General features: G+C 58.6%; 21 protein-coding genes. 15 read left to right on the plus strand and 6 right to left on the minus strand.

Features of this window, described 5'->3' with window-relative positions:
- Positions 1 to 205 precede the first annotated feature (205 nt).
- Positions 206 to 694: a DUF3015 domain-containing protein gene (locus tag DU29_RS0127600; RefSeq protein WP_028624601.1), complete on the minus strand. Its 489-nt coding sequence runs from the start codon at positions 692 to 694 to the stop codon at positions 206 to 208.
- A 275-nt stretch (positions 695 to 969) separates the two neighbouring features.
- On the opposite strand from DU29_RS0127600, the gene DU29_RS0127605 reads away from it, so the two are divergent.
- Together DU29_RS0127605 and DU29_RS0127610 are read left to right on the plus strand one after the other, a co-directional pair.
- Positions 970 to 3,408, plus strand: coding sequence for a Lon protease family protein (locus DU29_RS0127605; RefSeq protein ID WP_028624602.1), 2,439 nt, complete (start codon positions 970 to 972; stop codon positions 3,406 to 3,408).
- A gap of 301 nt (positions 3,409 to 3,709) precedes the next feature.
- Positions 3,710 to 4,036 carry a PA4575 family protein gene (locus DU29_RS0127610; protein WP_028624603.1) on the plus strand — a complete coding sequence of 109 codons (327 nt, stop codon included), beginning with the start codon at positions 3,710 to 3,712 and terminating at the stop codon, positions 4,034 to 4,036.
- Positions 4,037 to 4,041: 5 nt separating this feature from the next.
- Here DU29_RS0127610 and DU29_RS0127615 read toward each other — a convergent pair whose 3' ends face one another.
- Entirely contained in the window at positions 4,042 to 5,871 is a 1,830-nt protein-coding gene (locus DU29_RS0127615) for a hypothetical protein (protein ID WP_028624604.1), read from the minus strand.
- Positions 5,872 to 6,043: 172 nt separating this feature from the next.
- On the opposite strand from DU29_RS0127615, the gene DU29_RS0127620 reads away from it, so the two are divergent.
- The 3 genes from DU29_RS0127620 to DU29_RS0127630 all read left to right on the plus strand — a co-directional run bounded on the left by DU29_RS0127620 (position 6,044) and on the right by DU29_RS0127630 (position 7,706).
- The gene (locus DU29_RS0127620) at positions 6,044 to 6,532 is read left to right on the plus strand and encodes a TIGR00645 family protein (RefSeq protein WP_028624605.1); all 489 of its coding nucleotides are present in this window, start codon (positions 6,044 to 6,046) and stop codon (positions 6,530 to 6,532) included.
- A 124-nt stretch (positions 6,533 to 6,656) separates the two neighbouring features.
- Positions 6,657 to 6,962: a DUF6482 family protein gene (locus DU29_RS0127625; RefSeq protein ID WP_028624606.1), complete on the plus strand. Its 306-nt coding sequence runs from the start codon at positions 6,657 to 6,659 to the stop codon at positions 6,960 to 6,962.
- A gap of 126 nt (positions 6,963 to 7,088) precedes the next feature.
- A complete protein-coding gene (locus DU29_RS0127630) occupies positions 7,089 to 7,706 on the plus strand; it encodes an FKBP-type peptidyl-prolyl cis-trans isomerase (protein ID WP_028624607.1) in 618 nt (205 codons plus the stop codon).
- Between the two features lie 130 nt (positions 7,707 to 7,836).
- On the opposite strand, the gene DU29_RS0127635 is transcribed toward DU29_RS0127630, so the two are convergent.
- The 3 genes from DU29_RS0127635 to DU29_RS0127645 form a co-directional block, all read right to left on the minus strand.
- Complete coding sequence (locus DU29_RS0127635) at positions 7,837 to 8,094, minus strand: PA4570 family protein (RefSeq protein WP_028624608.1); 258 nt, start codon at positions 8,092 to 8,094, stop codon at positions 7,837 to 7,839.
- Positions 8,095 to 8,300: 206 nt separating this feature from the next.
- Positions 8,301 to 8,642, minus strand: a complete 342-nt coding sequence (locus tag DU29_RS0127640) for a zinc ribbon domain-containing protein YjdM (protein WP_028624609.1) — start codon at positions 8,640 to 8,642, stop codon at positions 8,301 to 8,303.
- A gap of 154 nt (positions 8,643 to 8,796) precedes the next feature.
- Positions 8,797 to 9,765 (minus strand): polyprenyl synthetase family protein, encoded by a 969-nt coding sequence (locus DU29_RS0127645; protein WP_028624610.1) that lies wholly within the window; start codon positions 9,763 to 9,765, stop codon positions 8,797 to 8,799.
- Between the two features lie 240 nt (positions 9,766 to 10,005).
- Here DU29_RS0127645 and rplU point away from each other — a divergent pair, with 240 nt between their 5' ends.
- The 5 genes from rplU (at position 10,006) to DU29_RS0127670 (ending at position 13,780) form a co-directional block, all read left to right on the plus strand.
- A complete protein-coding gene (gene rplU, locus DU29_RS0127650; protein WP_003230856.1) occupies positions 10,006 to 10,320 on the plus strand; it encodes a 50S ribosomal protein L21 in 315 nt (104 codons plus the stop codon).
- A gap of 34 nt (positions 10,321 to 10,354) precedes the next feature.
- Positions 10,355 to 10,630, plus strand: coding sequence for a 50S ribosomal protein L27 (gene rpmA / locus DU29_RS0127655; protein WP_003215862.1), 276 nt, complete (start codon positions 10,355 to 10,357; stop codon positions 10,628 to 10,630).
- A gap of 193 nt (positions 10,631 to 10,823) precedes the next feature.
- Positions 10,824 to 12,047, plus strand: coding sequence for an Obg family GTPase CgtA (gene cgtA / locus DU29_RS0127660; protein ID WP_028624611.1), 1,224 nt, complete (start codon positions 10,824 to 10,826; stop codon positions 12,045 to 12,047).
- 137 nt (positions 12,048 to 12,184) lie between these two features.
- On the plus strand, positions 12,185 to 13,303 hold the full coding sequence (gene proB / locus DU29_RS0127665) for a glutamate 5-kinase (protein WP_028624612.1): 1,119 nt from the start codon (positions 12,185 to 12,187) through the stop codon (positions 13,301 to 13,303).
- 12 nt (positions 13,304 to 13,315) lie between these two features.
- Entirely contained in the window at positions 13,316 to 13,780 is a 465-nt protein-coding gene (locus DU29_RS0127670) for a CreA family protein (RefSeq protein WP_028624613.1), read from the plus strand.
- Positions 13,781 to 13,983: 203 nt separating this feature from the next.
- Here the strand turns inward: DU29_RS0127670 and rpsT are convergent, their stop codons facing one another.
- Positions 13,984 to 14,262 carry a 30S ribosomal protein S20 gene (gene rpsT / locus DU29_RS0127675; RefSeq protein WP_028624614.1) on the minus strand — a complete coding sequence of 93 codons (279 nt, stop codon included), beginning with the start codon at positions 14,260 to 14,262 and terminating at the stop codon, positions 13,984 to 13,986.
- Positions 14,263 to 14,514: 252 nt separating this feature from the next.
- On the opposite strand from rpsT, the gene murJ reads away from it, so the two are divergent.
- The 5 genes from murJ (at position 14,515) to fkpB (ending at position 20,915) form a co-directional block, all read left to right on the plus strand.
- On the plus strand, positions 14,515 to 16,053 hold the full coding sequence (gene murJ / locus DU29_RS0127680; protein ID WP_028624615.1) for a murein biosynthesis integral membrane protein MurJ: 1,539 nt from the start codon (positions 14,515 to 14,517) through the stop codon (positions 16,051 to 16,053).
- A gap of 129 nt (positions 16,054 to 16,182) precedes the next feature.
- Positions 16,183 to 17,133, plus strand: a complete 951-nt coding sequence (ribF, locus tag DU29_RS0127685) for a bifunctional riboflavin kinase/FAD synthetase (protein WP_028624616.1) — start codon at positions 16,183 to 16,185, stop codon at positions 17,131 to 17,133.
- The gene (gene ileS / locus DU29_RS0127690) at positions 17,134 to 19,965 is read left to right on the plus strand and encodes an isoleucine--tRNA ligase (protein WP_028624617.1); all 2,832 of its coding nucleotides are present in this window, start codon (positions 17,134 to 17,136) and stop codon (positions 19,963 to 19,965) included.
- Positions 19,958 to 20,470, plus strand: coding sequence for a signal peptidase II (gene lspA / locus DU29_RS0127695; protein WP_028624618.1), 513 nt, complete (start codon positions 19,958 to 19,960; stop codon positions 20,468 to 20,470). Before ileS ends, lspA begins: the two co-directional genes overlap by 8 nt.
- A 7-nt stretch (positions 20,471 to 20,477) precedes the next feature.
- Positions 20,478 to 20,915 carry an FKBP-type peptidyl-prolyl cis-trans isomerase gene (gene fkpB, locus DU29_RS0127700; RefSeq protein WP_177326990.1) on the plus strand — a complete coding sequence of 146 codons (438 nt, stop codon included), beginning with the start codon at positions 20,478 to 20,480 and terminating at the stop codon, positions 20,913 to 20,915.
- Positions 20,916 to 21,114 lie beyond the last annotated feature (199 nt).

Below are 21,114 nucleotides of genomic sequence, written 5' to 3' on the forward strand. Positions count from 1 at the left end.
GGGCAACTTAAGTCGGAAAAGATAAAGACCCGTAAGGCAATCCGTTCCCGTAGGAGCCGGCTTGCTGGCGATGGCATCGACACGCTGCTTTTGAATGACCGCGGTGATGCCATCGCCAGCAAGCCGGCTCCTACAGGCACGATTCACGAAAGAGGGCAGGTCCAAAAAACAAAACCCGCTCCCCGAAAGGAGCGGGCGGTCGAGCTTATGCTTGAGTGGCGTACTTGGCCAGACGAGCATCGTTCTTCAGAACGGACACAGTATTGGTATGCACGTCTTCAGCGGTCACGTCAGCTTTGCTGAAGATCTGCTGGAAGTGCTCGTGAGTCACAGCGGCGAAGTGCGCACGGTCTTCCGGCGCCACGCCCAGTACCACGGCATAAGTAGTCAGCGCTTCGCCCTGACCTTTAGCCATGTCTTCGGACAGCTCGTTCATCATGCCATTCATGGCCAGCCAGGATTTGCCGCCGTAGGTCAGCGACGCATTTGTCGAGCAACCGTTGGTACCCGAAGTCATACCGAACGTTGCGTTGCCGGAAGTGCCGTTAGTGGTGGATGCCAGGAAGTGAGCCGGAGTGCCACGCTGACCTTCGAACAGCATGTTGCCCCAACCGCAATCCGGGCCGCCTGGCGCTTGAGCCATGGCGTTGATGGATACAGCGGTGAAGAGAGTACCGAGAAGAATCCGTTTCATAGCTTTGTTCTCTTTATGTGCATACCAATGGACAAGGGTCTGGCCCGATCTGGCGCCAGTGGGCCGGTTATTGTTCCAGCCGCGCAATTTGGAGTTTAGGCACGTTCCAAGGGTTCCGTGACTTTTTACGAAACATTCGTTGAGAGCATTGTTTAACCCCCGGTCTGCCGGGCGATGCGCGTTTAGCTATGCTCTGACAAAAGGCGCGCCTTGCCAGTGAGGTATAGGCAGCGCCAGAATGCCGCTATCTGCCCCGCCTGATGTAAGGAAGCCCGATGCCTGATCCTGTTGCTGCCAGCTTGCGTCTAGCGCCCGAAGCGCTGACCCGTCCGTTTTCCGCTGAACAGTTCAGCTTCTCTACCACCAATGATCTGGAGCCCTTCCGCGGTGTGCTTGGCCAGGAACGTGCGGTCGAAGCCTTGCAGTTCGGTGTGGCCATGCCACGCCCCGGTTACAACGTATTCGTCATGGGCGAGCCCGGCACTGGCCGCTTCTCGTTCGTCAAACGCTATCTGAAGGCCGAAGGCAAACGCCTGCAGACCCCCGCAGACTGGGTTTATGTCAACAATTTCGATGAGCCCCGCGAGCCTCGCGCCCTGGAATTGCCTTCGGGTACGGCTGGCGCTTTCATCGGAGACATCAACGGTCTGATCGACAACCTGCTGGCGACGTTTCCGGCGGTGTTCGAGCATCCGTCCTACCAGCAGAAAAAAAGCGCCATAGACCGCGCCTTCAATCAGCGCTACGACAAGGCCCTGGACATCATCGAGCGCCTGGCGCTGGAGAAAGACGTCGCGCTGTATCGCGACGCCAGCAACATCGCGTTCACGCCGATGGCCGAAGGCAAAGCGCTGGACGAAGCCGAGTTTGCGCAGTTGCCGGAAGCCGATCGGGAGCGCTTTCACGACGATATCTCCGGCCTTGAGGAGCGTCTGAACGAGGAACTCGCCAGCCTGCCGCAGTGGAAGCGCGAGTCGAGCAATCAACTTCGCCACCTCAACGAAGAAACCATCACCCTGGCGTTGCAGCCATTGCTGTCCCCGCTGTCGGAAAAGTACGCCGAGAACGCCGCGGTGTGCGGTTACTTGCAGGCCATGCAGGTTTATCTGCTGAAGACGGTGGTCGAGCAACTGGTCGATGACAGCAAGCCGGATGCCGTCGCGCGCAAGATGCTCGAAGAGCAGTACGCGCCGAGCCTGGTGGTCGGTCATTCGGCCAGCGGCGGTGCGCCGGTGGTGTTTGAGCCGCATCCTACGTACGAAAACCTGTTCGGCCGCATTGAATACAGCACCGATCAGGGCGCTCTCTACACGACCTATCGGCAGCTGCGACCGGGTGCCTTGCATCGGGCCAACGGTGGCTTTCTGATTCTCGAAGCGGAAAAAATGCTCAGCGAGCCGTTCGTGTGGGACGCGCTCAAGCGTGCCCTGCAATCACGCAAGCTGAAAATGGAATCGCCGCTCGGTGAACTGGGTCGTCTGGCCACCGTGACCCTGACCCCGCAGAACATTCCGCTTCAGGTCAAAGTCGTCATCATTGGCGCCCGCCAGTTGTATTACACGCTGCAGGATCTCGATCCGGACTTCCAGGAGATGTTCCGCGTTCTGGTCGACTTCGATGAAGACATCCCGATGGTCGACGAGAGCCTTGAACAATTCGCTCAACTGCTCAAGACCCGCACTTCCGAGGAGGGCATGGCGCCGCTGACCGCCGATGCGGTAGCGCGTCTGGCCACTTACAGCGCCCGTCTGGCCGAGCACCAGGGACGTCTGTCGGCGCGCATTGGCGATCTGTTTCAACTGGTCAGCGAAGCGGATTTCATCCGTCACCTGGCCAGCGATGAAATGACCGATGCCGGACATATCGAACGGGCTCTCAAGGCCAAGGCCACGCGCACCGGGCGAGTCTCGGCGCGGATTCTCGATGACATGCTGGCCGGGATCATCCTGATCGACACCGATGGCGCGGCCGTGGGCAAGTGCAACGGGCTGACGGTGCTGGAAGTCGGCGACTCGGCGTTCGGTGTGCCGGCGCGGATTTCCGCCACGGTGTACCCGGGCGGCAGCGGCATCGTCGACATCGAGCGAGAGGTCAACCTCGGTCAGCCGATCCACTCTAAGGGCGTGATGATTCTTACCGGGTATCTGGGCAGCCGTTATGCCCAGGAATTCCCCTTGGCGATTTCCGCTAGCATCGCGCTGGAGCAGTCTTACGGTTACGTCGATGGCGACAGTGCGTCGCTGGGCGAGGCGTGTACGCTGATTTCAGCGTTGTCGAAAACGCCGCTCAAACAGTGCTTCGCGATTACCGGTTCGATCAACCAGTTCGGTGAAGTGCAGGCGGTGGGCGGGGTCAACGAAAAAATCGAAGGCTTCTTCCGCCTCTGTGAAGCGCGCGGGCTGACCGGTGAGCAAGGGGCGATTATTCCCCAGGCGAACGTGGCGACCCTGATGCTTGATGAGAAAGTGCTGGCGGCCGTGCGCGCGGGGCAGTTCCACGTGTACGCGGTGCGTCAGGCGGATGAGGCATTGAGCCTGCTGGTCGGCGAGCCCGCCGGTGCGCCGGATGAGAATGGCGAATTTCCGGAAGGCAGCGTCAATGCCCGAGTCGTGGAGCGCTTGCGAGTGATCGCGGAAATGATCAGCGAAGAGGATCTCAAGGAAGCGGAAAAGGAGATCGCGCTGGAGGCGCTCGTCGAAGCCAAACCGGCCTGAAAATCGGCCACTTGTGGGAGCGAGCCTGCTCGCGAATGGGGGGGTCAGTCGATATAAAGTTCGCCTGACATACTGCTTTCGCGAGCAGGCTCGCTCCCACATTTGATTCCATGACTGGTGGTGAAAGTGCCATCACTCTGGCGTCAAGATTCACACAATGACCATTCGGCGCCTTCTGGTCTCAAGTGGCGTCCCGAGCAGACTTTTCTTCTATTCTCAGCACAAGGATATCGACAGTATCACTGGATCGAGACAGCTCCTATGTGGGAGCTGAATACCGGATCTATCGAGGGTCGCCGCCATGTCGCGCAACCTCTGCCTCACCCGTCAATGCCTGGGTCTTGTGACCCGGATCGAATGTGCCATCCGCCCTCTGGCGGGGGATACGGGCATGTGGACGTTGCTGTTCGCCGCCGGAATGGCCGGCGAGCAACCGTCTGCGATCAAAGCCCAAGGGCCTTTTCACGGGCCGTTCGCCGCCGAATCCATTCTCGACACCATCGTTGAAAGCCTGACCCTGCACGGCTACGAACTGGCCGATGATCCGCAGATCTGGAGCCTGCACCTGCAGGCGCAACTGCGGGAAATCAACGGCGGGCGTTGTCGTGGAACCAGGCCTTCGCTGTAAATGCGTCAGGGATCGAGGCTGCTCAGATCAGCCTCGTCAAGTTTCAGCTCAAAGCCGTACTGCACGGTGGTGAGGTCGGTTCGCTGGTAGCTTTCCACTCGGGTCGGCTTGCCGTAGAAGTACTGTACGCCCATCACTGCCGGGCCTTCTGCGCTCGCGTCGTGACTGACCGCAAGAATCTCCTTCAGGTAATTGCCGCTGTCATCCTTGGCGAAAAAACGCCATTCCTGCGCCGGGAATACTGTGCGATCAACCACCAGTGCGTTGTCGCGAACCTCCAGACCCTGGGGCAATTGATCGATGCTGAGTGTTTGCTTGGCGACCGTGGCCAGGAACAACGGAAAGGAACCGACGGCGAATGCCGGCGTCTCCGGGAAAAGATTAAGGTCGTAGGTGATGGTGCCGCCCAGCGCGTCGACTTCATAGGCTTGCGGTGGCAATTCAATGGGTTCATCGCGCTTGCCGGAGCCATCGCCGGTAAAGAACGTCACCGGGCTTTCACCGGGGTTGAGGGCAGTCCCCAACAACTCATCGTTGAAGCTTTTCGGATGGCTGAATTCAATGGTCGCCGCGCTCGGATCTTCCACGGATTGGCGAATGCTCACGCCCTTTTTCAGTTGCTCCTCATTTAGCGCCGCGCCTTTAAGCCAGGTTGGGGCCTGATCGTCGTAGACCACCACCGGCAGTGCCAATGGCGCAACGGTTTTTTGCGTGGTGTGCGGGTCGAAGCGTCGCACCGGCAGGTCGAGGTCTTTGCGCGTCACGGTGGCCGTCGAGAAATCCAGCAAACTGACTTCAAGGGTTTCAATCGGCCCGTTGAAATAAACCCTCGTGTATTGCTTGTCCTGTTGTTGGTCAAAGGCCCGTTGCTCTTCCTTCAACTGGGTTGCCAGCGTGTCGCTCCAGGTTTTCTGCGCCTGCAGTTTTGCCAATTGTTTTTCGTAGAAGGCGATTTGCGCCGGGGTTTCATTGATCGCGCCAGAACGTGCGAGAAATTGCCCGGTGTTGTCCTTGGCCTGAACGATCAGCGGATTGAGCGGCGTCTCGGCCACTTCGGCCGCCAGCGGCAAGCTGTTGTGAAATTCTATTTCGGCGTAATTGTTTTCCAGTTTCAGCAGCGTGACGCTGAGGTTGTCGTTGTTACGGGTCTGGCCGACATCCTTTTTACTCAGGTCGAAGCTGTAGAGACGACGCGGTGCGATCACTTCCACTTTGCCTTGCAGACTTATCGGCTGTGGCTGGTTTTTGTTGTCCACGTCCAGGCCATCGATGAAGGGGTAGGTCACCGTCAGGTCATCCGGATTGGTCAGGTTCGAACTGGACGGGCTGAGCTGGATGCCGGGATCGGTTTCCGACCACTCCGGCTGGAACGGGATAACGCGTCTGTCGCTGAGAATCACCGACTGCCATTCCAGACCGTGGGGAAACAGAAAGGTGTCCGGAATGTTGAAGCTGAAAGGGAATACCGGCTGCAGGTCTGTGAGGTAGTCGGAACTGGAATCCTTGTGCAGCACGAACAGGCCGTTGATGAAGGTGTCGACCAGCGCTTGCGGCGTCGGGTAGTGCTTGAGGACAGCGAGGACGTCTTCGCTGTACTCGGTTTCCAGCGGTTTGCTGTCGAGCTTGAGTTGCGCGCGTTCGAGCAGTATCAACGAACTGCCGAGTTCGGCCACGGCCGTCCGCAGCTGTGGATCCTCTATCGCATTCACCGACTGTTCGAACTGCACGGTTTTCTCGTCGAGGCTGACCTGACGTTTTTCATCGCTGGGCGAGCAGCCGCTCATCAGCAGCGCCATGCAGATTCCGGCGCTCGTTAAAGGCAATCGCACATCCATTTTCCAGTTTTCCTGTCCGATATCGCTGAAGTGTCAGTGAGTGGGACACTAGCAGAAAGACTTCGTCACACACTCGCAGGCAACGGATTTTGCGCTTGTTTCCGGCTGCTTCTGGGGACCGGCAGGTGACTGCTATACTCGCGGCCATTTCCAGCCCAATGTGTGAGATTCAATGGAACGCTTTATCGAAAACGCAATGTACGCCTCCCGCTGGCTGCTGGCGCCGATCTACTTTGGCCTGTCTCTCGGCCTGTTGGCCCTGGCGCTGAAATTTTTTCAGGAAGTTTTCCACGTCATTCCCAACGTCTTCGCCATGGCCGAATCCGAGCTGATTCTGGTGCTGCTGTCGCTGATCGACATGGCGCTGGTGGGTGGTCTTCTGGTGATGGTGATGATTTCCGGTTACGAAAACTTCGTTTCGCAGCTGGATATCGACGACAGCAAGGAAAAGCTCAACTGGCTGGGTACCATGGATTCATCTTCGTTAAAGATGAAAGTCGCGGCGTCCATCGTGGCGATATCTTCGATTCACTTGCTACGGATTTTCATGGACGCCAAGAATGTCGATCCCGAGCATTTGAAGTGGTATGTGATCATTCATATGACGTTCGTGGTGTCGGCGTTCGCCATGGGTTACCTGGACAAGCTGACCAAGCACTGACCCTGCGGCACCGTCGCGGCGAGCCAGTGCAACCAGACGAGCGGCGTTGTTTGCCGCTTGTGCTTTGATGCGTCAAAGCCTATCCCTGTAAGGATACGGTCTCGCGACAGCGTGGGGTGTTTTGATGAACCTGCAAGAGTTGAATGCGTATGCCATCGCCGGCAAGGTCGATGAACTGAATCTGATCTCGATGGAAGGTGGGATCTACTTGCTGGAGGCGCGCATGCACGGTGCGGCGTATCCATTGAGCGATGACCGTGGCAAGGCGTTTCACCTGCGTTCGGTCGAGCACGCACGGCAAGTGCTGCATGCGTGCCCCAAAGTGCAATTCAATCTGGTGCACACCTCGGTGCATGACGAAATGTGCGGGCTGGGCGCCAGTGCGGGAGAGAGCCTGAAATTGCCAATCGCCTTCCGGTCTACCTGGTAACACTGGCCCTCTGATCAACGCGATGGCATCTGTGCTAGTCTGCTGGCCCTTTTGGTTCCGGGCGCTCCGGAACGCGCTGTGCACGCACGGCAAGTTCCCGGGCCGTCCGCACAGCGGAGCAGTGTCATGTCCGAAGTAAATCTGTCCACCGACGAAACTCGCGTCAGCTACGGCATTGGCCGTCAGTTGGGCGACCAGCTGCGCGACAACCCACCACCGGGCGTTGATCTGGACGCGATTCTGGCAGGTCTGACCGACGCGTTCGCCGGCAAGCCAAGCCGTGTGGGTCAGGAAGAAATGTCCGCCAGCTTCAAGGTCATTCGCGAAATCATGCAGGCTGAAGCGGCTGCAAAAGCTGAAGCGGCGGCTGGCGAAGGTCTTGCGTTCCTGGCTGAAAACGCCAAGCGTGACGGCATCACCACTCTGGCTTCCGGCCTGCAGTTTGAAGTGCTGGCCGCTGGCGAAGGCGCCAAGCCTTCCCGTGAAGACACCGTGCGTACGCACTACCACGGCACCCTGATCGACGGCACTGTGTTCGACAGCTCCTACGATCGTGGTCAGCCAGCGGAATTCCCGGTTGGCGGCGTAATTGCCGGCTGGACCGAAGCCCTGCAACTGATGAACGCCGGCAGCAAATGGCGTCTGTACGTGCCGAGCGAACTGGCATACGGCGCTCAAGGCGTTGGCAGCATCCCGCCGCACAGCGTTCTGGTGTTTGACGTCGAGCTGCTCGACGTTCTGTAATTCAGAGCCTGTCGCGATGACGGGCTGATGTGGGAGCCAGCCTGCTGGCGATAGGGTCGACCGGTTTTTCTTCAAGACCGCATAGATACCATCGCCAGCAGGCTGGCTCCCACAGTTTTTGCCGTGATTTTCATATCTCGATCTTGTGCTGCAATTCATGCGATGGGCGCAACGCCCGCGCATAACAGAACAGAAACAGATTTCGCACCAATTCCTTGAGCACCACCGGCTCGCTGGAACTCAAGCCGTTGAAGTCCAGATCCCCTTGATCCTGCAACTCGTTCAACGCTTCCTCTTCAAGCACGGCACACACTTCGCCGGTCTCCCGATGAAGGATTCTGAGGTAGGGGTGTGGGCGGTCCAGCCAGGCGTCGATCAAATAAGTCATGAATCTCATCTCCATCAATGGGGTTCAATGAGAATAATTCTTATTCATTAAATAGCAAGTGCCTATTGGCCATTCGCGATTTTTAGTGGGTAAAGATTGCTTAAGGTCAAATCGGCTGGCGTTGGGCTATTGCGAGGGATTATTGAGTCATGCGGGGGAGGGCTCGGCACCATCCCACGCAGGGCGCGGGATGGCGTACAGCAGGTTCAGACTTTTCTGACAAATTCGGATTTGAGCTTCATCGGGCCGATGCCGTCGATCTTGCAGTCAATGTCGTGATCGCCGTCGCACAGGCGGATATTCTTGACCTTGGTGCCGACCTTGACCACCAGCGACGTGCCTTTGACCTTGAGGTCCTTAATCACGGTGATGGTGTCGCCATCTTGCAGAACGTTGCCTACCGAATCTTTCTTCACGGCGTCGTCGGACGCTGCTTCGGCTTCTCCAGTGGCAGACCACTCATGCGCGCACTCCGGGCAGATCAGCTGCGCGCCGTCTTCGTAAGTGTATTCGGAATTGCATTTCGGGCAGGGTGGCAACGTGCTCACTAAAGCTCCTTGGGTTGAGGATCGCTAAAAGTCGCACATTATATAGGGATTTGTAGCATGTAGGAGCCGGCTTGCTGGCGATTGCATCACCGCGGTATTGCTGGAACACCGCGGCGATTGGATCGCCAGCAAGCCGGCTCCTACAAAGAGCAGGTCAGTGCGTACGCGCGACCGCGAACTCGCTCAGCTCTACCAACGCATCGCGATACTCGCTGGCGGGCAGCGCGTCGAGGCATTTGATGGCACGGGCCACATAATCACGGGCCAATTGAGCGGTATATTCCAGCGAGCCGGATGCTTCAACGGCTTCACGGATGCTTTCCAGGTCTTCGATACCGCCTTTCTGGATCGCCTTGCGCACTAGTGCCGCTTGTTCCGGCGTGCCTTCACGCATGGTGAAGATCAACGGCAGGGTTGGCTTGCCTTCGGCCAGATCGTCACCGACGTTCTTGCCCAGGGTCTCGGCGTCGCCCTTGTAGTCGAGCAGGTCGTCGACCAGCTGAAAGGCTACGCCGAGGTGGTCGCCGAAGGTGCGCAGCGCTTCAGCCTGCTCCGGCGTCGCTTCGCACAGGGCCGCGGCGCTGTGGGTCGAGGCCTCGAACAGCATCGCCGTCTTGCCGCGGATGACTTCCATGTAGGTTTCTTCGGTGGTGCTGGCGTCCCGAACCTTGGACAGCTGCAACACTTCGCCTTCCGCGATGATGCGGGTGGCTTGCGAAAGGATTTTCATCACCGGCATCGAGCCCAGTTCGACCATCATTTCGAAAGAACGCGAATACAGAAAGTCGCCAACCAGCACGCTTGGCGCGTTGCCCCACATGGCGTTGGCAGTCGAACGGCCACGGCGCATGCCGGACATGTCGACCACGTCGTCATGCAGCAGGGTGGCGGTGTGCAGGAACTCGATGGTCGCGGCCAGCAGACGCAAGTCGTCGCCTTCGCGGCCGAGGGCCTTGCCACACAGCAGGACTAATAGAGGACGCAGGCGTTTACCGCCGGCCGAGGTAATGTAGTCGCCGATTTTCGATACCAGCGGCACTCGGGAAGTCAGCTGCTTCTTGATGATGCCGTCGACGGCGCTAAAATCGTCCGCCACCGCGCGGTAGAAAGCTTGGGGTTGCATCAGCGACAGTTGCTCCAGAAGGGTTGCGCGGCATGCTAGGACCCGCGCCCCCGGGTGTCAAGGCGCGATGGACGGCCTCTTGCATCACCCCGGCAGCTTGCGTACAATCGCGCACCCTGAACTTCCTGGGCAGCACCTGCCTTACGCAATTGCAAACAGGCCTTCCAGCCTTATGCAGCCATGCCAGCCAATACCTCTTCTTATAAAGAGCTGGGTGAGCAGGATTATCGGAGAAATACCATGTCGTACGCAGTAATCGTTACTGGTGGCAAGCAGTACAAAGTCGCCCCAGGTGAATACCTGAAGATTGAAAAACTGGAAATCGCTACCGGCGAATCCGTAACTTTTGATCGCGTTCTGTTGGTCGCCAATGGCGACGACGTGAACATCGGCGCTCCAGTTGTTGCAGGCGCTACCGTTGTGGCTGAAGTGATCTCGCAAGGTCGTCACGATAAAATCCGCATCATCAAGTTCCGTCGTCGTAAGCACCACATGAAGCGTATGGGCCACCGCCAGTGGTACACCGAGATCAAAATCACCGGTATTCAGGCTTAATTTCAGCCTAATTCCTCACTAGGAGAATTGACTCATGGCACACAAAAAAGCTGGTGGTAGTACCCGTAACGGTCGCGACTCAGAAGCCAAACGCCTTGGCGTGAAGATGTATGGCGGCCAGGTTATCATTCCGGGCAACATCATCGTGCGTCAGCGCGGCACCCAATTCCACGCCGGTTACGGCGTTGGCATGGGCAAAGATCACACTCTGTTCGCTAAAATCGACGGCGTGATCAAGTTCGAAGTAAAAGGCGCTTTCAACCGCCGTTACGTGAGCATTGTCCCGAAGACTGAAGTCGTCGCGGCATAATTGCGTAGTTGCTGGAAAAGCCCTGTCTCGCGACGGGGCTTTTTCGTTTGTGGGGTGAGTCTCTTGCAAAGCTGTTTGTGATGGGCTCCAGCGCTGGATTTTGCGGTCGTTGATTGAGGTCGCTGCGCTCATTTTTGCAAGAGTCTTATGTCTAGATTTTCTCGGCTCGTCCGTATGACGAGAGGCGTTTGTTATGAAGTTTGTTGATGAAGTATCCATTCGAGTAAAGGCCGGTGACGGCGGCAACGGTTGCATGAGCTTCCGTCGCGAAAAATTCATTGAGAACGGCGGCCCGAACGGCGGTGATGGCGGTGATGGCGGATCGGTCTATATGGTCGCCGACGAAAACCTCAACACCCTGGTCGACTACCGTTACACCCGGCACTTCGATGCCGAGCGTGGTTCCAACGGCGGCAGCACTGACTGCACCGGTAAAAAAGGTGAAGAGTTGGTGTTGCGCGTGCCGGTCGGCACCACAGTGATCGACTCCGCAACCCAGGAAGTGATCGGCGACCTGACCAAGGCTGGCCAGCGCCTGCTGGTGGCACACGGCGGCTGGCACGGTCTGGGTAACACCCGTTTCAAATCCAGTACCAACCGTGCGCCGCGTCAAACCACTCCGGGTAAGCCGGGCGAGGCGCGTGACCTCAAGCTGGAAATGAAAGTGCTGGCTGACGTCGGCCTGCTGGGTCTGCCGAACGCGGGTAAAAGTACCTTCATTCGTTCGGTATCGGCTGCCAAGCCGAAAGTCGCCGATTACCCGTTTACTACCTTGGTACCAAACCTGGGCGTGGTCAGCGTTGATCGCTGGAAGAGCTTCGTGGTCGCCGACATTCCGGGCCTGATCGAAGGTGCTTCCGATGGCGCCGGCCTGGGCATTCGCTTCCTCAAGCATCTGTCGCGTACGCGTTTGCTGCTGCACCTCGTCGACATGGCTCCGCTGGATGACGCAAGCGCTCCGGATGCTGCTGAGATCATCGTCAGTGAGCTGACCAAGTTCAGCCCGTCCCTGGCTGAGCGTGACCGCTGGCTGGTGCTGAACAAGTGCGATCAGATCCTTGAAGAAGAGCACGATGCTCGCGTCAAGGAAATTGTTGATCGCCTGGAGTGGACCGGTCCTGTTTACGTTATCTCGGCCATTTCCAAGCTGGGCACCGAACGTCTGTGCCACGACATCATGCGCTACATGGAAGATCGTGCTGATCGCCTGGCTAACGACCCGGCTTACAAGGAAGAGCTGGCCGAGCTCGATCAGCGCATCGAAGACGAAGCCCGCGCTCAGCTGCAGGCGCTGGACGATCAGCGTGCCCTGCGTCGCAGCGGCGTGAAGTCGGTCCATGACATCGGCGACGATGACTGGGACGAAGAAGATGTGGATGACGAAGACGGTCCGGAAATCATTTACGTGCGTGACTGATTCGTTGCGATAAACTTGAACGCCGCTCAATCGAGCGGCGTTTTAGTATCTGGAAATCGATCGTTGGTCAGCAGTAGCCACGATTAAGGTCATGGGCAGTGCCAGGTCGCGCTGCCCTCAAGCTAAGGTTGAAGATGATGCGGAGCAAAGTGACAGGTGCGCAGCGTTGGGTCGTGAAAATCGGCAGCGCGTTGCTGACAGCGGATGGCAAGGGCCTGGATCGCGCGGCAATGGGCGTCTGGGTCGAGCAGATGGTCGCGTTGCATGAGGCGGGCGTCGAGCTGGTGCTGGTGTCGTCCGGCGCAGTGGCGGCGGGCATGAGTCGCCTGGGTTGGACCGTACGACCCAGTGCAATGCACGAGCTGCAGGCAGCCGCTGCCATTGGCCAGATGGGATTGGTGCAGGCTTGGGAGTCGAGCTTTGCCGAGCATGACCGGCACACTGCGCAAATTTTGCTGACCCACGACGATCTGTCCGACCGCAAGCGCTACCTGAATGCCCGCAGCACCCTGCGTGCGCTGGTCGAGTTGAAAGTGATCCCGGTGATCAACGAAAACGACACGGTGGTCACCGACGAGATCCGCTTCGGCGACAACGACACACTGGCGGCGCTGGTGGCTAACCTGGTGGAAGCGGACTTGCTGGTGATTCTCACGGATCGCGACGGCATGTTTGATGCCGATCCGCGCAACAATCCCGACGCCAGCCTCATTTACGAAGCGCGGGCCGATGATCCGGCGCTGGATGCGGTAGCCGGCGGGACGGGTGGGGCGCTGGGGCGTGGCGGTATGCAGACCAAGTTGCGCGCGGCGCGTCTGGCGGCGCGTTCCGGTGCGCACACCATCATCGTCGGCGGTCGCATCGAGCGTGTGCTGGACCGCTTGAAGGCGGGCGAGCGCATCGGCACCTTGCTGTCGCCAGAGCGCGGCATGCTGGCGGCGCGCAAGCAATGGCTGGCCGGGCATCTGCAGACTCGCGGCACGCTGGTGCTGGATACGGGTGCGGTTGCGGCGCTGTCTCAGGGCAACAAGAGTTTGTTGCCGGTGGGCGTCAAACTCGTCCAGGGCAGTTTCCGTCGCGGCGAGATGGTGGTGTGCGTCGCACCGGACGGGCGTGAAATCGCCCGCGGCCTGGCCAACTACAGCGCGCTGGAGGCACAAAAAATCATCGGGCAGTCGTCTGAGGCGATTGTCGGTCTGTTGGGTTACATGGCGGAACCGGAACTGGTTCATCGCGATAACCTGATCCTGGTCTGAAGGAATACTTGAATGCGCGTTGCAAAAGGATTGTTGGGTCTGCTGTTGGCGATGCCGCTGCTGGCCTCGGCTGAGGAAATTGGCCAGGTATCGACGGTATTCAAGATCGTCGGCCCGAATGACCGCATCGTGGTCGAGGCGTTTGATGATCCGAAGGTCGAGGGCGTGACCTGCTATTTGTCACGTGCCAAGACAGGCGGCGTGAAGGGCGGTCTGGGGTTGGCTGAAGACCGTGCGGAGGCGTCCATCGCTTGCCGTCAGGTCGGGCCGATCAACTTCAAGGGCGAGTTGAAGGATGGCGATGAAGTATTCAAGGAGCGTACATCGCTGGTGTTCAAAACCATGCAGGTGGTGCGGTTCCTCGACAAGAAGCGCAACACGCTGGTGTATCTGGTTTATAGCGATCGTTTGATCGAGGGCAGTCCGCAGAATGCGGTAACGGCGATCCCGATCTTGCCTTGGCCGCACGCTCAATAATCTGACGCAGATGCAAATTGTGAAAAGCAGGCTTGTGTAGTGAGGTGAGTCCTGTGGCGAGGGAGCTCATGTGGCGAGGGGGCTTGCCCCCGTTGGAGCGCGAAGCGCTCCCAAATCAATCTTTCACATTGTTGAATTGATCTCACCAAATCACAGGCAATAAAAAACCGACCCTGAGGTCGGTTTTTTAACGAACGTGTCGCTTAGGCAGCAGCGGCAACGTTCAGGGCCTTTACGTGGCCATTCAGGCGGCTCTTATGACGAGCAGCTTTGTTCTTGTGGATGATGCCTTTATCGGCCATACGGTCGATAACTGGCACGGCCAGAACGTAAGCAGCTTGAGCTTTTTCAGCGTCTTTTGCGTCAATGGCTTTAATTACATTCTTGATGTAAGTACGGACCATGGAACGCAGGCTGGCGTTGTGGCTGCGACGCTTCTCAGCCTGTTTTGCACGTTTTTTGGCGGAAGGTGTGTTGGCCACCGTCGAGCTCCTCGAAAGACTTTTTAGGAAATAGCAAACAAAATAGGCCGCGAATCATGCCGATGAGTTGATGTCTTGTCAAGGGCGGTTGAGACGTTCCGCTAAGTGGTAGGTATAAAGAGGCGGGATATTTATTTCCGGCGCTTGACCTGTAAACTCGCGAGCTTTGGCTCTGTGCTGCTGCGGCGCGGAGTATCGCATAAGTGGGCGCTTAGTTCGCCTGCTGTTTATCGACAGGCACAAACTCTTTCAATGAATCTGCTCAAATCGTTGGCCGCCGTCAGCTCTATCACGATGATCTCCCGGATTCTGGGGTTTGTCCGTGACACCCTGATCGCGCGTACATTCGGTGCCGGAATGGCGACGGATGCCTTCTTCATCGCCTTTAAACTGCCCAATCTGCTGCGACGGATCTTCGCCGAGGGCGCCTTTTCCCAGGCCTTTGTGCCGATCCTGGCTGAATACAAAAGTCAGCAGGGCGAAGAGGCGACGCGGACATTCATTGCTTATGTTTCGGGTCTGCTCACGCTGGTACTGGCGCTGGTGACTGCACTGGGGATGCTCGCCGCGCCTTGGGTGATTTGGGCGACGGCCCCGGGCTTTACCGATACCCCGGAAAAATTCCAGCTGACCACTGATCTCCTGCGAGTGACCTTCCCTTATATATTGCTGATCTCCCTGTCTTCGCTGGCCGGGGCGATCCTCAATACCTACAACCGCTTTTCGGTGCCAGCCTTCGTGCCGACATTGCTTAACGTCAGCATGATCATCTTCGCGGTGTTCCTGACGCCGTACTTCGATCCGCCGGTGATGGCTCTGGGCTGGGCAGTATTGGTCGGTGGTCTGGCGCAATTGCTCTACCAGCTGCCGCACCTGAAAAAGATCGGCATGCTCGTGCTGCCAAGGCTTAACCTGCGCGACAGCGGCGTGTGGCGCGTCATGAAACAAATGCTGCCGGCCATTCTCGGAGTGTCGGTGAGTCAGATTTCGTTGATCATCAACACCATTTTTGCCTCTTTCCTGGTCGCCGGCTCTGTATCGTGGATGTATTACGCGGACCGTTTGATGGAGTTGCCATCCGGTGTGCTCGGCGTGGCGTTGGGCACGATTCTGCTGCCGACGCTGGCCAAGACCTACGCCAGCAAAGATCGTCACGAATATTCGCGGATTCTCGATTGGGGCCTGCGCCTGTGCTTCGTGCTGGTGTTGCCGTGCTCGCTGGCGCTGGGGATTCTCGCCGAACCATTGACCGTTTCCCTGTTCCAGTACGGCCAGTTCAGTGCGTTCGACGCGTCCATGACGCAGCGCGCACTGATCGCTTACTCCGTCGGCTTGCTCGGCATTATCGTAATCAAAGTGCTGGCGCCGGGCTTCTATGCGCAACAAAACATCCGTACGCCGGTCAAGATCGCGATTTTCACTTTGGTGTGTACACAGCTGTTCAACCTGATGCTCGTCGGGCCGCTGGCCCACGCCGGTCTGGCCTTGGCGATCAGTGCCGGTGCCTGCCTGAACGCCGGACTGCTGTTCTACCAGCTGCGCAAACAGCAAATGTATCAACCGCAACCGGGCTGGGCGAAGTTCGGCGCCAAACTGGTGGTCGCGGTGGCGGTAATGTCCGCTGTATTGCTGGCCGGGATGCATTTCATGCCGGCGTGGGGGGACGGCACTATGCTCGAACGGTTCCTGCGCCTGGGGGCACTGGTCGCCGCCGGGGTGGTCGCCTATTTCGGCATGTTGTTGTTGATGGGTTTCCGTTTGCGCGACTTTAATCGCAAGGCGCTGAACTGAGGCTTTTTCCTGAATAAACACGAGCGAGCCGACGGTTTTGTCGGCTCGATCACTTTGGGTTACGGTGTTGCCTGTCGTCGGCCGCCGGGTGTGGTTATAATCGACCACTTTATGAGCAAGAAGCGCGTTATGCAGCTGGTTCGAGGCCTCCAAAATCTGCGCCCCCAGCATCGGGGCTGTGTCGCCACCATTGGCAACTTTGACGGTGTTCACCGTGGTCACCAGGCAATCCTGGCGAGGCTGCGTGAGCGTGCACTGGAGTTGGGCGTACCCAGCTGCGTGGTGATTTTCGAGCCGCAGCCTCGGGAGTTTTTTGCTCCGGACACGGCGCCCGCACGGCTGGCCCGGCTGCGCGACAAATTGCAGCTGTTGGCCGCCGAAGGGGTTGACCGGGTCCTGTGCCTGGCCTTCAACCAGCGCTTGAGCAAACTCAGCGCCAGCGAATTCGTCGACACCATTCTGGTCGACGGCCTCGGCGTCAAACACCTCGAAGTCGGTGATGACTTCCGCTTCGGTTGCGATCGGGTGGGAGATTTCGAATTCCTGCAGCAGGCCGGCGTCATGCAGGGTTTTACCGTCGAAGCGGCGCAAACTGTTGAGCTGGACGGTATTCGAGTCAGCAGCACCCAGGTTCGCAATGCCCTGGCCGCTGCCGATTTTGCTTTGGCCGAACGGCTGCTGGGTCGTCCGTTTCAAATCACCGGGCGCGTCCTGCACGGTCAGAAACTGGCGCGCCAACTGGGTACGCCAACCGCCAACATACAACTCAAGCGCCGTCGTGTGCCGCTGACCGGGGTGTACCTGGTTGATGTCGTCATCGACGGCAAGACCTGGCCCGGTGTCGCCAATATTGGCGTGCGGCCCACGGTTCAAGGTGATGGCAAAGCCCACCTGGAAGTGCATCTTTTAGATTTTGCCGGCGATCTGTATGACCGGCGTTTGACGGTGGTTTTCCACCATAAGCTGCGTGAAGAGCAGCGTTTCGCCTCTCTGGAGGCGCTTAAGACGGCGATCAGTGCGGATGTCGCCGCCGCCCGTGCCCTGTCGCACCTAGCGCCAATCGCTAATGAAGAGCCTTAAATGACCGACTATAAAGCCACGCTAAACCTTCCGGACACCGCCTTCCCAATGAAGGCCGGCCTGCCCCAGCGCGAACCGCAGATTCTGCAGCGCTGGGACAGCATTGGCCTGTACGGTAAGTTGCGCGAAATTGGCAAGGATCGTCCGAAGTTCGTGCTTCACGACGGTCCTCCGTACGCCAACGGCACGATTCACATCGGTCATGCGCTGAACAAGATTCTCAAGGACATGATCATCCGCTCGAAAACCCTTTCGGGTTTCGACGCGCCTTATGTTCCGGGCTGGGACTGCCACGGCCTGCCGATCGAGCACAAGGTCGAAGTCACCCACGGCAAGAACTTGGGCGCAGACAAGACCCGCGAACTGTGCCGTGCCTACGCCACCGAGCAGATCGAAGGGCAGAAGTCCGAATTCATCCGTCTGGGCGTGTTGGGCGATTTCGCCAATCCGTACAAGACCATGGACTTCAAGAACGAGGCCGGTGAAATCCGCGCCTTGGCCGAAATTGTCAAGGGCGGTTTCGTCTTCAAGGGCCTGAAGCCGGTGAACTGGTGCTTCGATTGCGGTTCGGCCCTGGCTGAAGCGGAAGTCGAATACGAGAACAAAAAGTCCTCGACCATCGACGTGGCCTTCCCGATTGCCGACGACGCCAAACTGGCTGCCGCCTTCGGCCTGCCGTCGCTGGGCAAACCCGCTTCGATCGTGATCTGGACCACCACCCCGTGGACCATTCCGGCCAACCAGGCGCTGAACGTCCACCCGGAATTCAACTACGCCCTGGTCGATGTCGGCGACAAATTGCTGGTGCTCGCGGAAGAGCTGGTCGAGTCGTGCCTGGCCCGTTACAGCCTGGAAGGCTCGGTCATCGCGACTACCACCGGTAAAGAGCTGGAGCTGATCAACTTCCGTCACCCGTTCTATGATCGCCTGTCGCCGGTTTATCTGGCCGACTACGTAGAACTGGGCGCTGGTACTGGCGTGGTTCACTCCGCTCCGGCGTACGGCGTGGACGACTTCGTGACCTGCAAGAAGTACGGCATGGTCAACGACGACATCCTCAATCTGGTGCAAAGCAACGGCGTTTACGTCACCTCGCTGGAGTTCTTTGGCGGCCAGTTCATCTGGAAAGCCAACCCGGCCATCGTCGAAAAACTGACTGAGGTGGGTGCGCTGATGCACACCACCGTCATCGAACACAGCTACATGCATTGCTGGCGTCACAAGACCCCGCTGATCTACCGCGCCACCGCGCAGTGGTTCATCGGCATGGACAAAGAGCCTGCTACCGGCGAGACCCTGCGCAAGCGGGCGATCAAAGCCATCGAACAGACCAAATTCGTTCCGGCCTGGGGCCAGGCACGTTTGCACTCGATGATCGCCAACCGTCCGGACTGGTGCATCTCCCGTCAGCGCAACTGGGGCGTGCCGATACCGTTCTTCCTCAACAAGGAAAGCGGCGAGCTGCACCCGCGTACTGCCGAGCTGATGGAAGAAGTCGCCAAGCGCGTCGAAGTCGAAGGCATCGAAGCCTGGTTCAAGATGGACGCTGCCGAGTTGCTCGGTGACGAAGCGCCGCAGTACGACAAGATCAGCGACACCCTCGACGTCTGGTTCGATTCGGGCACCACGCACTGGCACGTCCTGCGCGGTTCGCACCCGATGGGCCACGAGAGCGGCCCACGCGCGGACCTCTATCTGGAAGGCTCGGACCAACACCGTGGCTGGTTCCATTCGTCGCTGCTGACCGGTTGCGCCATCGACAACCACGCGCCGTACCGCGAGCTGCTGACGCACGGCTTCACCGTCGACGAGGCCGGCCGCAAGATGTCCAAGTCGCTGGGCAACGTGATCGCACCGCAAAAGGTCAATGACACCCTGGGCGCCGACATCATGCGTCTGTGGGTTGCCTCGACCGATTACTCGGGCGAAATGGCAGTGTCTGACCAGATCCTGCAACGCAGTGCGGACGCTTACCGGCGGATTCGTAACACCGCGCGTTTCCTGCTCTCCAACCTGACCGGTTTCAACCCGGCCACCGACCTGCTGCCGGCTGAAGAAATGCTCGCGCTGGACCGTTGGGCCGTGGACCGCGCACTGCTGCTGCAACGCGAGTTGCAAGAGCACTACGGTGAATACCGCTTCTGGAACGTGTACTCCAAGATCCACAATTTCTGCGTGCAGGAACTGGGTGGTTTCTACCTCGACATCATCAAGGACCGTCAGTACACCACTGGCGCCAACAGCAAGGCGCGCCGCTCGGCGCAAACCGCGCTGTATCACATCTCCGAAGCGCTGGTGCGCTGGATCGCGCCGATCCTCGCGTTCACTGCCGACGAGCTGTGGGAATACCTGCCAGGCGAGCGTAACGAATCGGTGATGCTCAACACCTGGTACGAAGGTCTGACCGAATTGCCGGACGACGTCGAACTGGGCCGCGCCTACTGGGAGCGGATCATGGCGGTGAAGGTTGCGGTCAACAAGGAAATGGAAATCCAGCGCGCGGCCAAAGCCGTCGGTGGCAATCTGCAAGCCGAAGTGACTCTGTTTGCCGAAGAGGCGCTTAGCGCCGACCTGGCCAAACTGAGCAACGAGCTGCGCTTTGTGTTGATCACATCGACCGCCAGCGTTGCACCATTGGTGCAGGCTCCGGCCGACGCCGTGGTGACCGAAGTCAGCGGCCTGAAGCTGAAGATCGTCAAGTCGGCCTTCGCCAAGTGCGCCCGTTGCTGGCACTGCCGTGAAGACGTCGGCGTGAACCCGGAGCATCCGGAAATCTGTGGCCGTTGCGTTGACAACATCAGCGGCGCTGGCGAGGTTCGTCACTATGCCTGACAGCATTGGCCGTTTTGGACGCTTGAGCTGGCTTTGGTTGAGCTTGCTGGTTCTGGTCATTGACCAGGTCAGCAAGTTCTACTTCGAAGGCTCGTTGACGATGTATCAGCAGATCGTGGTAATCCCCGATTACTTCAGCTGGACCCTGGCTTACAACACCGGCGCGGCGTTCAGCTTCCTGGCGGACAGTTCGGGTTGGCAGCGCTGGTTGTTTGCCCTGATCGCTATAGTGGTCAGCGGCGTGCTGGTGGTGTGGCTGAAGCGTCTTGGGCGCAACGAAACCTGGCTGGCGGTTGCGCTGGCGCTGGTCCTCGGTGGCGCGCTGGGCAATCTGTATGACCGCATTGCCTATGGCCATGTGATCGATTTCATTCTGGTGCACTGGCAGAACCGCTGGCATTTCCCGGCGTTCAACTTCGCTGACAGTGCGATCACTGTCGGTGCAATCATGTTGGCGCTGGACATGTTCAAAAGTAAAAAGACCGGAGAAGCCGTTCATGACTGAACACGTATTGGCTGAGCAACGCATCCGCCAGAACACGGAAGTCACTTTGCACTTTGCATTGCGCCTGGAGAACGGCGACACCGTCGACAGCACCTTCGACAAAGCCCCGGCGACCTTCAAGGTCGGTGATGGCAACCTGTTGCCAGGATTCGAAGCGGCGCTGTTCGGCTTCAAGGCCGGCGACAAGCGTACGCTGACCATTGCCCCGGAAAACGCATTCGGCCAGCCGAATCCGCAAAACGTGCAGGTCATCCCGCGGTCGCAGTTCACCGATATGGACCTGTCGCCAGGTCTGCTGGTGATCTTCAACGATGCGGCGAATACTGAATTGCCGGGCGTGGTAAAAGAGTTCGATGAGCAACAGGTGACCATCGACTTCAACCACCCGCTGTCCGGCAAGACGTTGACCTTCGACGTTGAAATTATCAGCGTCAGATCGCTGTAACCTGTAGCAACGAGCTTTTGTGGTGAGGGGGCTTGCCCCCGTTGGGGTGCGAAGCGCCCCCGAAACCAGATGTGGCGAGGGGGCTTGCCCCCGTTGGGGTGCGAAGCGCCCCCGAAACCAGACACCGCGATCTCGAATGAGAACGTTGCTGACCGGTTTTACGATTGCTTCGCAACCGAACGGGGGCAAGCCCCCTCGC

This window comes from Pseudomonas sp. Ant30-3 (genome assembly GCF_000690905.1).
Taxonomy (GTDB): Bacteria; Pseudomonadota; Gammaproteobacteria; order Pseudomonadales; family Pseudomonadaceae; genus Aquipseudomonas.